Source organism: Clostridium sp. MCC353 (genome assembly GCF_018785315.1).
In the GTDB taxonomy this organism is placed as follows: Bacteria; Bacillota; Clostridia; order Lachnospirales; family Lachnospiraceae; genus CHH4-2.
In genome coordinates, this window is sequence record NZ_WQPN01000094.1 from 93,062 (window position 1) to 106,102 (window position 13,041).

Sequence of the window (13,041 nt, forward strand, 5' to 3'; positions counted from 1 at the left end):
AATGAATCGGAGGGATACGGTTTTTATGAAACCGCGGCCCTCTTGTTTTGTTCCCTTTCAAACACACTCCAGAGGTGTCGATGGCATGCAGAAAACGTTCAAACAGCGGTAGATAAAGAGCCGTCCCAGCGGCATGGATGGCTGTCCGGGAGGGGCAGCGGGGATTCTGAGCAGTGCCGCCCATTTATTATCAGGCGGAAAATTGTATGGGATTTTGTTTGTTTTGGAGAGAAAATAATGTATACTGATAATAAATGAAACAAGTTTTCTGTCTGGATGGCGGAAATTGTCTTAAAAACGGCATGAGAGAATCTGGGAGGAGAGAAAATTTATGGATAATTGGAAGAGCCTGTTCCGTTCCCATATACTGGAACGGGGACTGGATTACTATGCGTCGGGAGCTGTGACGGAAATAGAGACGACCGATTCGGGATACCGGGCTGTGGTAGAGGGAACCGAAGATTATGAGGTGGAAATCGAGTTGAAAGGCGGCAGGATTGACGATATGTACTGCACCTGCCCCTATGCGGACGGCGGGAATTACTGCAAACATATGGCTGCTGTTTTGTACGGCCTGGAGGACAGGGAAAGGCAGGGGGATTTGGGCCTGGCACAGGAAGATGCGTCTCAGGACTATAAAAAGGAACTGAGCGGTGTGATTAACAAGATTCCTGAGGAAGAGGTCCGGAGTATTCTGCTAAAACTGGCTCTTGAGGATGAAAAGCTGGGAAATAATATTTTGACAAAATACTCTGTGAATATCAGTGAGCGTCAGATGATCAGGCTGAAAAAGGAGATCCAGGCTATCGCTTATAAGTACTCGGACCGGTACGGTTTTGTGGATTATAGAAATGCCTCCGGTTACATGATGGCGATGGAAACATTTCTGTCTGGTAAGGTACAGGACATCATCGATAAGGGATGTTACATGCAGGCATTTGAACTGACAGTTCAGGTATTTATGACAATTGGCAATCAGGATATAGATGATTCGGACGGCTGGACATCCAGAGGGGCGGATGTCTGTTATGAATATTGGAAGCAGATTTTGAATAAATGCGGCGAGCAGGATAAGAAAAAGATATATCAATGGTTCGAGGCGCATCAGGACGATGATACGGTCATTGATTATATGGAAGATTATATCAGCGACTTTTTGATGAATGAATTTCACGACCGGGAACAACTGCTCAACATGCAGCAGATGCTGGACCATGTGATTGAAGGCGTGACGGAGGGAACGGACTGCGGAAAATGGTACAGCGCACATTATGGATATGAAAATGACATTCTCAAACGGCTTTGGATCATGAAGCAGTTAGAGTGTACGGATGAAGAAATCCGCAAGTACAGGGAAGAACACCGGAGATTTGCAGCGGTGCGAAAACTGGAAATCGAAGAGGCCCTGCAGGAAGGGCGCACCATGGATGCGGTCAGGATTCTGAAGGAGAGCAAAGAACTGGACCAGAAATCTCCGGGCTGGGTAAAAGAGTACAGCCAGGAGCTGATCGAACTGTATGGCAGCCTGCATATGGAGGACGCATACAAGGAAGAACTGCTGTTTCAGGTCTTCTCCTGCCGGCAGGAGAAACTGGACTTTGTGATGAAATTAAAAGCCGTCTGTGAGCCCAAAGAGTGGGAAGAGATGAGGGAAAAACTGCTCCAAAGCCCCGGCAGTCAATTCATAAAATACAGCCTGCTGGAACAGGAAAAGATGTATGACAGGCTTTTGGAGGAAGCGCTTTCCATGGGCTCCATCGACATACTGGATCAGTATGAAAAGGTGTTAAAAAGGATATTCCCTGACCGGATGCGTACTGTTTATGCAGAGTATGTAAAAAATATGGCAGATACCGTGTCCTCCAGGAGTGGGTATCAGGATTTGATGCGTTATCTGAAAAAAGTTGCCTCGTATCCCGACGGACGGCAGGAGGCGGAACAGATCGCGGCAGAATGGAAGGTTTTGTACCGGAGGCGTCCGGCTATGATGGATGAAATTGAGAAAGCGGGATTTTGAGATGGGGAAGACAGCCGGTGCCGCCTGCTGTAGGCGGAGGATGTGCTGACCCTGCTGGTGCATTTGGGGTATCTGGGATATGAAGGTGAAACCATAGAACAGTCCAAAAATATTTCCCTGGAAAACCGTATACGATGTGCTAATCACGTTTTTTGATGCATATGATGTAAAAAACATCCTCAGGAGATTCAGTTTTGAAGGAGTATATCGAAGAACGTGCGGTAGCTATCGCCAACTACATCATAGACCACAATGCCACGGTAAGGCAGACGGCGAAGAAATTTGGGATAAGCAAATCAACGGTACATAAAGATGTTACCGACCGTCTGGAGCATATCAATCCATCTCTGGCGGCCAGGGCCCGGATCATTCTGGATATCAATAAATCCGAACGCCATATCAGAGGCGGTCTGGCTACCAAGGAGAAATACCAGCACAGACTGCAGATGTGCAGCAAAAAAGAAGATTAGCGAAGCGTTAAAAAAACCATTGAAAGCAGCCGGATAAAAAAGCTGTTTCCAATGGTTTTTTTATTTTGCGGCAAATAGTTGTAATAGGATCAGCCGTTCCCTCATAGAATGATAATAATCAATCTGTGGAGGGGGTTCTTTATGAAAAAGACGTTGAGCATGAAGGCGGTAATTTTAGTCAGTATGATATTGTGGGTATTGATGGCAAGGTTTTTAGGCGGATGCAGCGCCAGTAAAGATGATGGCGGGAAAGTAAGGGATCTGGAATTTACCGTGATGAGCGAAACAGAGATTCCTGAAGAGCTTCAGAAGATTATTACCGAGAAAATGGCCCAGAGCTTTAAACTTACCTACAGCGATGACCAGAATCTGTACATAGTGGTCGGCTACGGCCAGCAGCCAACAGGCGGCTACAGCATTGCAGTTAAGGAACTGTACCTGACTGATAATTCCATCGTCATCGATACGGAATTAACCGGACCGGGCAAGGGCGAGAATACTGGAAATGAACCGTCATATCCTTATATTGTGGTAAAAACGGAATTTTTAGAAAATCCGGTAATTTTCCAATAATTAAAAAAATCCCTCCAATGCAGGCCGCTCTTATAGAAAATGCAGTCTGATTGGGGGGATTATTCAATGGAATAACCATTTCGCCCATTTTGTTTCGTATGATAAAGCGCTTCGTCCGCATGCTGGTATAATTCTATAAAAGTTTCTCCATCCTCTTTATAACGGCTGATTCCCACGCTGATGGTAAACGGCACGGTCACGCCATTTTTGGAATCTGAATAACTAAGAGGCGTCAACAGGCGCTCTGCCTGTTTCTGAATCATCTCCATATTCCCGCAGTCTTTCCAAAGCACAATAAACTCATCCCCGCCCATGCGTCCTATGAGACCGGACGGGCCGAAACATTTCTGCAAATGTTCCGCCAGCTCACGCAGGATGCAGTCGCCGGTTATATGGCCATAGGTGTCATTGACGGCCTTAAAACAGTCCACATCGATAAGAAAGACCGCATGGGATTTGTCCTTTCCCTCCTGCTTTAAATATCTGATGATCTGGTTTTCCGCAGTACCCCTGTTTAGAATCCCCGTCATACCATCCATCATGGCGGCTTTCTGCAGTTGTTCCCGCACCTGTTTTTGTTCCCGGAGACGGGCAAACAGGATGATAGCCAGCAATACCGCCATTATGAAAATCAATTTGACCGCCAGCCAGATTCCATGGCGTTCCATCTGAACGGATTGTTCCCGGAGAATGCTTTCCTGCGCTATGACCACCACGTACCAACCATTGTACCGGACTGGAGCGTAAGAGCAGAGCCGCTCTGTGCCGGATACGTAATAGGAAGAATATCCCTCGACCCCATTCCGGAAATCATGCAGCATTCCATCCGCTGAATGGCTGGAAAATATAATGCCCCCATTGATCAGCGCATCTATGGCATTAAGCCCGAATTCATTCCTGTGGTCATCTGTGATGCGGCCTAAAATGGTTGTGCCATCCTGGTTCAGGATTCCTATTTCTGAAGTCCCGCCTAAAAAATCATTTTGAAAGAGATCATAAAAGTTAGAAAGCGGATGGGCAGAAATGAGCAGCCCGGCCTGATCTCCAATGGACATTGGAGAAATTACGCCAAAAAGCATTTGGCCCAGTTCTTCCGAATACCAGGGCTGTGTAAAGGTTGAGCCTCTGACTGCGGACAGGCCTTTAAAATTTTTTATCACGACCCCGGGCGGCAAGCCGGTCTTTTCGGCAGAATTTGTATAGATATCTCCGTCAAAGGTAATAAAAAGTGTCCGTTTTATATGGGCGCTTCGGGCATAATTGTCCAGCATATCCGCAATACCGGAATCGTCATCTAATGTCAGGCCAGACATGAAATTTGCGGTAGTTTCATTCAGATACTTTAAAGAATCCATCTCATTATTAATTTCCCGCACACAGTTTTTCTGGATTGCCTCAATCTGATCTTTCATATCTTTACGAGTGCTCTGGTTCACCTGTCTGCGAAAGACGAACAAGGTGCAGAAAATCAGAAAAACCGCGCCTGCAACAGACAGTATGATTATTTTTTCATGTTTAAAAAATAGTTTGAGCATCTGAAATGTACTCCTAAAACATCTAATGTTAACATTATACTACTCCTTCTGTTACAATGAAAGTAAATTGTAACAGTTCTGACGGCAAATCTTCTTGAACGAAAAGGCCGGTATTTTCCCCATGCCTGATCTGTTATAATAAAATAATATTGGATGCAACACCCGGCTGTTATTTTGACACTGTATATATGAAATGCATTTCAATTTTCATATGCTTTTGGCGGATGGGCAGAGCGCCCGCACCATTTCACAGGAGCGGACTGAAAAATACATTAGGGGGGCTGAGAGTGGACAAAGGAACCTTTGAAGAGCAATACAAGAAGATATATCAGGATATGTACCGTTTTGCCCTGTATACGCTGGGACACCGGCAGGATGCAGAGGACGCGGTCGGCGAAGCTGTGGCAGACGCATGGAAGGGAGCCGGAAAGCTGAGGAATGACCAGGCATTCCGTTCATGGATGTTTAAAATACTCACTGTCAAATGCAAGAGGAAACTGAAGGAATATATACATAAAACCGTCAATTTGAATGAGGATCTGCAGGAGACGTTTGGAAAAACGGCAGAGTGGAACGTGGAAGAGGCGCAGGATGTCAGGAATGCATTTTTCACACTGGACGGACAGGAGCGCCTGATTGTCTCCATGTCTGTTTTCGGCGGGTACAACAGCCGGGAGATTGGAAAATGCCTGTTTTTAAAAGACAGTACGGTGAGGTCCAAACTGTCCCGGGCTCTTGAAAAAATGCAGAAACGATTGGAAGAATAGGAGGAAATGCATATGAAACAAGAGGAAATGCTCGATAAAATCCGCAAATCCGCAGATTCTGTGCCCACTCCCGCAGGCTTGGAGCCGGAACAGATGATGATGAGGCTGGAGGAATATAAAGGCAGGAATGGCAGATTGGGAAAAAATAATCGGAAAAGGATCTGGGGATACGGAGGTCTGGCAGCCGCAGTTCTGGCTGTCTGTGTGCTGGCCCGGTTCCCCAGCCGGACAATGGCTCCCGCGGGGGAGGCGCCGGCAAATGAAGAGATGCTGCCGCCAAAGGAAACGCAAAAAGGACATCAGACTTCTGCCGCGGGTGATATAGCGGTGGAGCCGGAAGACGAGGAAGCCCTTTTCCTGGCATCCAGCTATGAAGAACTTTACGACCAGATTCAGGAATATAACAGAATATTGAATACTGATATCATCGTTGATGCCGGTGTGGACACCGTCTTTCCGGGAACGGGAGTGGCGGACGGGGGAATTATCAGAGAGGAAGAGATGTCCCACGATGTCCCCAAGCTGGAAAGCGTGACGTCGGAGACCGGTGCCAGTGCTGAAAGCGGTTTTTCCGGCACCAATATTCAGGTGCAGGGAGTGGATGAAGGGGATCTGGTAAAAACCGACGGCATTTTCATCTACGTGTCGGCAGGGGACCGGGGAAAGATCCAGATCATCAGGGCGAAGGGAGAAAAAATGGAATTGGCGGGTACAATTCCCGATACATCTACGGTTAGCGGAGCAAAGACCATTGAAGAATTTTATATTAACGGCGCTTATGTTTCCGTAATACGCATGGATTACAGCGCAGGAACCACTATATTGGAAACCTATGATTTAAATAATCCGAAAGAGCCAAAGCTTTTAGGAACCGTCAGCCAGGACGGATATTATAACACCTCCCGCAGAAACGGCGATTATATCTATTTATTTACTGATTATTATGCGGAAGTGGAGGCAAAAAAAGAGGAGATTGAACGCTATGTGCCAAAAGTAGGAGGCTCCGTGATTCCTCTTAACTGCATTTATCTTCCGGATCAGCCGGGCGGCTATTCTTATCTGGTTGCGTCTTCCGTGGATATGAAGAAACCGGATCAGGCGGTTCAGAGCAAGGCGGTCTATACAGAAGGGGATCATTTTTATGTGAGCCGGAACAATATTTATATTGGCAATACCTCTTACGATTACAAGGCGGATCAGAGTGATTATACCGAACTGATGAAATTTTCCTATGAGGACGGAACCATAAACTTCCGGGCCCACGGCAATGTGGACGGTTATCTCAACGACCAGTTTTCCATGGATGAATACGAAGGGAACCTGCGCCTGGTAACAACCTTATCCCATCAAAGCGGCAGCCAGACCAATTCCCTGATTGTTTTAGACAGCAAATTAAAGAAAATGGGAGAGATTGAAGATTTGGCGCCGGGAGAGCAGATTTATTCCGCGCGGTTTATGGGGGATACCGCTTATTTTGTAACGTTCAGGAATATGGATCCATTGTTTTCCGCCGATCTTTCAGACCCGGAAAATCCTAAGATTTTAGGTGAGCTGAAGATAACCGGTTTTTCCGAATATCTCCATCCGTATACCGACGGCCTTTTGCTCGGAATTGGCCGGGAGATCAATCCGGATACCGGTAACTTTAAAGGTCTGAAGCTTTCCATGTTTGATATCAATCAACCTTCCGATGTGACAGAAAAGGATAAAACGGTAGAAAGCGCCTTTGAATACACCCCGGCCTGGGATAACCATAAAGCGGTGGTCATTTCAGCGGAGAAGAATCTGATCGGATTTGCAGCGGAAGAATACGACCGGGACAGAAGAAAATGGTTCAACCGGTATGTGGTTTATTCTTACGAGGAAGGCCAAGGATTTACAAGACGGCTGACTTATGAGTTAGAAAAAGAAAGAGATCAGAGCCAGACCAGAGGGATATTTATCGGGGAATGGTTTTATGTGGTGGAGGAAGATAAGGTAACCGTGTTTGATATGGCGCATTTTAAAGAATTTGGTGATTTGAAGTTTTAACTGGGGAGGTCACTTTTTTTTAACATGAAGGGTGAAGGCATTTTCGAAAATGCCTTCACCCTTCATGTTAAATGATTCCTGTCAATTTTCCATCTCCACCCCATTCCGATACTGTGACGGCGCCACCCCCGTCACATTTTTAAACGCCCGGTTAAAATGCGCGGCGTCCTGATATCCGACCGCCAGCGCGATATCCAGCAGTTTCAAAGAAGGATTTTTCATCAGTTCTTTTGCTTTATTGATCCTGAGCTGCAGTATATAGTCCCTCACGGTTATATTCATATATTTTTTAAATAAAAAACTGAAATAATTGGGGTGAAGGCGGAACTGAGCGGCGATATCGGCCAGCAGAAGCTGTTCAGAATAATGCTTATCAATATACGCCTGGGCTTTTTTTATCAGATATTCATCGTTATTTTTTTTTAAAACGGCCAGCTGGTCTGTATAAAGGAGAAGGACCTGGGTGAATTTCTCCTTTAACTGGCTTAAACAGGGCAGGCTTTTTATATGGGCGGCCAGGTCATTGTCCGTCAGTTTATACTGGGCAACGATTTTTATCAGGCTGCTGTTGTGCTGCATGAGTGAATAGAGGAAATCGGACAAAAGCTGCCGGAAACGCTCTTTGCTCACCAGATCTTCCGAAATGTGATGGAAAATGTAATTGATCTTTCCGCACACCTCGTCTGTTTCCAGTTCGAAAATGAGTATCTGGAGTTTTTGCAGCTCCTCTTTAACCTGTTCCTGAGTGAGATAAATGTGATCGGAATTGGTCAGGTCAAAATAATCATTTGCCCTGTCTTGTTTGGGAACGGCAGCCAGGCTTGTTTTGGGAAGTGTCTGTCCGCCATCCGGCAGAGTTGGGATGATGGAGTGGAGCATTTCTATGAAATTCTGAATATTGACCGGTTTCAGCAGATAATCGTAAGCCCCCAGTTTCAACGCGTTTCTGATGTACATATAGTCATCGTAACCGCTGAGCATGATCGTCGTGCTGGTTATATTTTCGTTATGGAGAAGTTCCAATAACTGAATCCCATCTAATTGAGGCATTTTAATATCCGAAACGATGATGTGGAAATAGTTTTCCGTAAGCAGGGCCAGGGCCTGCTGCCCATCATAAGCTCTGGTGACTGAAAAAACGCCGGGAAAATGATTCCGGATGATTGTATCGATTCCATCCACTATATTGGGATCATCGTCGATCAGTAATAGATTGAACATCTGCTATTCCTCCTCCTGTAAGTTTGCTGGCTGCCAGGGCAGATGCAGGGATACTGTGGTGCCCAGGCCGTATTTACTGTTGATTTCCAATTTGTATTCAGAACCGTAATTGAGCTGAATGCGGCGGCTGACATTTCTCAGCCCGATGCCATTGTTGTCGGGATTTTCCATGCTGTTTCTCAAAATGTCCAATTGTTCTGACGTCATTCCGCAGCCGTCGTCCGAAATCTGGATCAGGATTGTATTTTCGCTGCGGTAACCCAGGATGTCGATGGATAGAACCTGCTCGTTGGATGTGATCCCGTGGATCACCGCATTTTCAATGACAGGCTGGAAGATCAGTTTGATGACGCGGCAGTCCATCAATTCCTCTTCAATGCATATATTGGTTTTGATTCTGTCCTTAAACTGATAGGACAGAATGGACAGGTAGATATTGAGCTGGCTGATCTCTTCCTTGAGAAGAACTTCTTTTGTGGTATTTCTAAGGCCGTACTGCAGGTTCTGTCCCAAAAGTTCGGCCATTGCCGAAACGTCATAATCCCCGTGGGAGTAGGCTTTCATATGCATGATTTCCAGCGTATTATACAGATAATGGGGGTTGATCTGGGTACGCAGAAGCTGAAGTTCGGTTTCCTGTTTTTCCTTTTGCTTCATAAAAACTTCATGAACCAGAAAACTGATCCGTTCCGACATCCGGTTAAATGAAGCGAAAAGCGTCTGCAGTTCCTGGGGCAGATTTTCACAGGATACGGTGGTGGTGTGTTCCAGTTCAAATCGGTTGCATGCTTCGATGAGACGGTTTAGCGCATTGAGGATATTTTTAACAACAGAAAATATCATGCCGACAATCAGCAGCAGAATAACGCTGATAAAAAATGTATAAAAAATCTGGATTCCATGAACCGTACCAATCACATCCGACATGGGGGTCTGCAGAATGATGGCATAACCGTTGCTGTGGAAAATTGTATTGTATACAAAGTACTCACCATGCTCGAATACCAGGTGGCGGTTTTGCACATTGGCGGAGCCGGAGGTGTCTTTGGGCAGAAATGCGCCGGCGTCAACATCATCACTGATCGTACTGAACAGCCGGACATTATTTTTATAGATGGAAAACTTTTGGTTAGGGGCGAGACGGATCAGGTTGAAGTTATTTTCCAGCAGATCCGTATTCAGTCCGGCCACACAATACCCCACAATGTGGGCGGTATTCATATCCAAAATGCCCCGGGCAACGCAGACAGAATGGTTATCTTTCTCAAACATGCCGGAACCGTAAAAATCATCGGAAGAGATCAGAAGAGGGGTTCCTATATTGTAACCCGTTATTTCCTCGTACCACTTCGGTGAATCATTGATAAAACAAAGCCGGTAGGTGGAGCCTTTTTCAGATGCCACACCATTTCCATACAGATCGTAGACTGCTATAAAATCAATGGCCCGGTTTGTGAATTTCGTTTGGGCGTGAGTGTCAAAATATGTGTAGAACTTAAAGTTTTTCAGAATTGTGCCTTCTCTCAATGTCCGGCAAATGTAAGAATCATTATTCTGGGCATAGAGCTGGAAAGGAAACAGGGTGACCTGTTCCAAGTTGGACAATAGATTTTCCGTGCTGGTCAGCATTTGTTCCCCAACCTGATAATAGCGGTTGGAAGTGTCGTTGTAATTTTGATATGTATTTAAAGAAACGGAATACAGTAAAAAAATGACAGATAGGACAACCTGCAGCCCTGCAATCAAAAATAATCCCCTTTTAATGGAAAAATGTACTTTCATCCCTTATATCCCCCTAATCCCTCTTGTTTAAATAATACAATAATCTTGGAAAATGGCAAGTAAAATTTGAAAATGGTATTTATATTTTTTCAACAAAAGGTATACTAAACATACCAAAACAAATTATTATGACATGGCCATGGTTATAATGAGACGAAATTTAAAGATGTTTGAAAGGGGAATTCAGTTTATGAAAAAAAGATTGTTTGCAATGCTTTTAACAGGATCATTAGCCGCTTCTTCACTTTTAGGATGTTCAGGAAATCCGGCGCCATCAACAACTGCGGCAGCAGACACAACCGCAGCCGGCAGCCAGGCAGGACAGGAGACTTCGCAGGAAAAAACGGATACAACCGCAGCTTCCGGTGAAAAAACAGTGATTGAACTTTTCCATCAGAAACCGGAAAATGTGGAACTTTATAATCAGCTTACAGCAAAATTTATGGATGAGAATCCGGATATCCAGGTAAATGTCACATTAGCGGAAACCACGACGACTACCATTATTTCCAGAATTGCAGCTGGAAACATCCCGGAACTGGTATCCGTATTTCCATGGAGTGCCTCTTATCAGGATATGATGCGGGAAGGGGTTTTCAAGGATTTGACGGATGAAGAATTTATGAAACGGGTGAATCCGTCGGTTTTAGAGCGGTGTAAAGTGGAGGGGAAATATTATTCCCTGCCTCTTACGATGAACGCGTACGGACTGTACTATAATGTGGACTTATTCAAGGAACTGGGACTGGAAGTGCCCAAAACAGAAGAGGAATTATGGACGGTTTGTGAAGCATTGAAAGAGAAAGGAATCCAGGCATTTTCATTTCCCGATAAAAAAGCAACCCGGATTAGCCAGATGTTTGACCGAATGCTGATCGGATGCATCGATCACGACTTTTACAGCAAATGCGACCAGTTAGCAGCAGGCACATATAAAATCACAGAAGATGAGAATATCAGAAAATATGCGGAAACCATTTTAAAGCTGCGTGAATACGGAAATGCAGATTCTCTGGGGTATGATGATGAGCCGGCATATGAAGAGTTTACCAGCGGTAAGGCGGCTATGTACATAGATGGATCATGGGCGGTTCCTACATTTGAAACCATGAACCCGGACCTCAATTTTGATTGTACTGCAATCCCTCCGATTACAACGGATGAATTCTACACTGCCGGTACGGTGGATACGGCGTTCTCCATTTCTTCCGATTGTACGGATGCAGAGTATGACGCGTGCATCAGATTTTTAAACTATCTGGTGAGAGAAGATATCGCCCAGGAATTCAGCGATATGGATAAGAACCCAACTCTTGTAAATGGCGTTGAATACAGCGTTCCACAGCTTGTTGAAATCAACAGTTATATTGAATCAGGGAAATTTGGTCCTTCATTAGCCAGTATTTGGACCCAGGATTTGAGAAATGGGCTGAATGTGTCTGTGCAGGCATTGATTTTGGATAAGGATGTGGATACGTTCTTGGAGGAATTCCAGGCGATTGTGGAAGAGTATTATGTTCCGCAGAAGTAGTTTTAACATGAAGCGCGAAGGCATTTTCTGAAATGCCTTCGGGGTTTAACATGAAGGGTGAAGGCATTTTTCGAAATGCCTTCGGGGTTTACTTTAAAGCGTGAGGCCATTTTCGAAAATGCCTTCGGGGTTTACTTTAAAGGGTGAAGCCATTTTCGAAAATGCCTTCACCCTTCATGTGGCACTTCATGTAAAAAAATAAATTAACGGGAGGCAGATCGGTGAAAGGAAAATCGAAAAAAAACAGGGAAAGGAATATCGTCCATTTTTTATACGTCCTTCCTAATTTAATCTTGTATTCTCTGCTATCCATCGTTCCCATCATTCTGGGGCTGTACTACAGCTTTACCAACTGGAACGGAATCTCAAAAAAATACAAGATGGTTGGCTTCAGCAATTACATAAAAATCCTGAAGGACAGCCGTTTCCGCAAGGCGGTAAGCTTCAACCTGCGCTATGCGGTCATGCTGATCATTTGTGTCATGCTGATTTCTGTCATTTTGGCCCTGCTTTTAAATGCGAAGACAAAAGGACAGAATTTCTTTCGGGCGGTATATTTCTTCCCGGCATGCGTCAGTATGCTGACAATCGGCCTGATTTTTAACTACATATTTTTCCAGGGAGTTCCCGGAATCGGAGAGGCCCTTGGAATTGAAAGCCTTCAGAAAAATATACTGTCAGGCCGTAATACGGCGATCTACGGTATTTTGATCACAAATGTGTGGAAAAGTGTGGCGATACCCACTGTCCTTGTGATATCGGCCCTTCAGACAATTCCGGCTGAGATTATGGAAGCGGCCACGGTAGATGGGGCGAATGGAAGACAGCGCTTTTTCTATATCACCCTCAGATACATACTTCCCATACTCAGCATTATATTCGTGCTGCTCTTAAAAGAAGGGCTTATGATATACGATTATATCATGGCATTGACTAGCGGAGGGCCTGCCGGCGCGACGGAGAGCATCACTTTGTCCATCTACCGGCTGGGATTTGAAGATATGAAGTTTGGATATGCGATTTCCCAGGCAATGATCGTTGCGTTTATTATCGCCGTGATCTCCATCATCCAGATCAAGTTTACCGATAAGAAAAAGATTTATGATTAAAGGGT

Annotated in this window: 10 protein-coding genes; 7 read left to right on the forward strand and 3 right to left on the reverse strand. The window is 45.0% G+C overall.

The window, feature by feature from the left end:
- Positions 1–331 precede the first annotated feature (331 nt).
- From GPL15_RS16855 to GPL15_RS16865, 3 genes are all read left to right on the forward strand, one after another.
- Complete coding sequence (locus GPL15_RS16855; protein WP_215699852.1) at positions 332–2,017, forward strand: SWIM zinc finger family protein; 1,686 nt, start codon at positions 332–334, stop codon at positions 2,015–2,017.
- 194 nt (positions 2,018–2,211) lie between these two features.
- Complete coding sequence (gene spoIIID / locus GPL15_RS16860) at positions 2,212–2,487, forward strand: sporulation transcriptional regulator SpoIIID (RefSeq protein ID WP_215699853.1); 276 nt, start codon at positions 2,212–2,214, stop codon at positions 2,485–2,487.
- A gap of 159 nt (positions 2,488–2,646) precedes the next feature.
- Positions 2,647–3,060, forward strand: a complete 414-nt coding sequence (locus GPL15_RS16865) for a protease complex subunit PrcB family protein (protein WP_252198480.1) — start codon at positions 2,647–2,649, stop codon at positions 3,058–3,060.
- 59 nt (positions 3,061–3,119) lie between these two features.
- On the opposite strand, the gene GPL15_RS16870 is transcribed toward GPL15_RS16865, so the two are convergent.
- Positions 3,120–4,595: a sensor domain-containing diguanylate cyclase gene (locus tag GPL15_RS16870; RefSeq protein ID WP_215699855.1), complete on the reverse strand. Its 1,476-nt coding sequence runs from the start codon at positions 4,593–4,595 to the stop codon at positions 3,120–3,122.
- A gap of 287 nt (positions 4,596–4,882) precedes the next feature.
- Here GPL15_RS16870 and GPL15_RS16875 point away from each other — a divergent pair, with 287 nt between their 5' ends.
- Positions 4,883–5,362, forward strand: a complete 480-nt coding sequence (locus GPL15_RS16875; RefSeq protein WP_346344991.1) for an RNA polymerase sigma factor — start codon at positions 4,883–4,885, stop codon at positions 5,360–5,362.
- Positions 5,363–5,374: 12 nt separating this feature from the next.
- Entirely contained in the window at positions 5,375–7,393 is a 2,019-nt protein-coding gene (locus GPL15_RS16880; RefSeq protein WP_215699857.1) for a beta-propeller domain-containing protein, read from the forward strand.
- An 81-nt stretch (positions 7,394–7,474) separates the two neighbouring features.
- Here the strand turns inward: GPL15_RS16880 and GPL15_RS16885 are convergent, their stop codons facing one another.
- Together GPL15_RS16885 and GPL15_RS16890 are read right to left on the reverse strand one after the other, a co-directional pair.
- Positions 7,475–8,614, reverse strand: a complete 1,140-nt coding sequence (locus GPL15_RS16885; protein WP_215699858.1) for a response regulator — start codon at positions 8,612–8,614, stop codon at positions 7,475–7,477.
- A gap of 3 nt (positions 8,615–8,617) precedes the next feature.
- Positions 8,618–10,396 carry a histidine kinase gene (locus tag GPL15_RS16890; protein ID WP_215699859.1) on the reverse strand — a complete coding sequence of 593 codons (1,779 nt, stop codon included), beginning with the start codon at positions 10,394–10,396 and terminating at the stop codon, positions 8,618–8,620.
- Positions 10,397–10,586: 190 nt separating this feature from the next.
- Here GPL15_RS16890 and GPL15_RS16895 point away from each other — a divergent pair, with 190 nt between their 5' ends.
- Positions 10,587–11,927 (forward strand): extracellular solute-binding protein, encoded by a 1,341-nt coding sequence (locus GPL15_RS16895; protein ID WP_215699860.1) that lies wholly within the window; start codon positions 10,587–10,589, stop codon positions 11,925–11,927.
- 221 nt (positions 11,928–12,148) lie between these two features.
- Positions 12,149–13,036, forward strand: coding sequence for a sugar ABC transporter permease (locus GPL15_RS16900; protein WP_215699861.1), 888 nt, complete (start codon positions 12,149–12,151; stop codon positions 13,034–13,036).
- Positions 13,037–13,041: the final 5 nt, after the last annotated feature.

Bases quoted from the DNA above. Each gene is read 5' to 3' on its own strand.
- GPL15_RS16895 (WP_215699860.1), top strand. From the start codon at position 10,587: ATGAAAAAAAGATTGTTTGCAATGCTTTTAACAGGATCATTAGCCGCT.
- GPL15_RS16870 (WP_215699855.1), bottom strand. From the start codon at position 4,595: ATGCTCAAACTATTTTTTAAACATGAAAAAATAATCATACTGTCTGTT.
- GPL15_RS16865 (WP_252198480.1), top strand. From the start codon at position 2,647: ATGAAGGCGGTAATTTTAGTCAGTATGATATTGTGGGTATTGATGGCA.
- GPL15_RS16880 (WP_215699857.1), top strand. From the start codon at position 5,375: ATGAAACAAGAGGAAATGCTCGATAAAATCCGCAAATCCGCAGATTCT.
- GPL15_RS16890 (WP_215699859.1), bottom strand. From the start codon at position 10,396: ATGAAAGTACATTTTTCCATTAAAAGGGGATTATTTTTGATTGCAGGG.
- GPL15_RS16855 (WP_215699852.1), top strand. From the start codon at position 332: ATGGATAATTGGAAGAGCCTGTTCCGTTCCCATATACTGGAACGGGGA.
- GPL15_RS16885 (WP_215699858.1), bottom strand. From the start codon at position 8,614: ATGTTCAATCTATTACTGATCGACGATGATCCCAATATAGTGGATGGA.